The organism is Chryseobacterium sp. SIMBA_038 (assembly GCF_046535115.1).
GTDB lineage: Bacteria > Bacteroidota > Bacteroidia > Flavobacteriales > Weeksellaceae > Chryseobacterium.
The window spans coordinates 1-269 of the sequence record NZ_JAWRXH010000191.1 but is presented as its reverse complement, the minus strand read 5'-3'; the positions used below and the strand labels follow the sequence as shown (position 1 = coordinate 269).

Below are 269 nucleotides of genomic sequence, written 5' to 3'. Positions count from 1 at the left end.
CCATGAATATCTGGCTGATAAAAAAGCCGTAAAGAATTCGGACACCAAAGCATTCGCGCAGATGCTTTTATCAAGCCACTTTTCCGGAACACAGCTAGCTGTTGCAAGTCCGTTTCTAAGTTCAAACCTTAAAAAAAGACTTAAAATGTTACAAAAACCAAAAACTAAATTCGGGTATGCGCATAGAATCCTAGCGTTGCCAGTTTTACTTACAGTAGCTTTTCCTTATTTGGTAAATGCTAAAAACAGAGAAATTGAAGAAACAAATC

1 pseudogene is annotated in these 269 nt (G+C 36.8%); it reads left to right on the top strand.

The window, feature by feature from the left end:
- Positions 1-269 (top strand): annotated as a pseudogene (locus SB689_RS23240) (hypothetical protein); the annotation flags it as partial.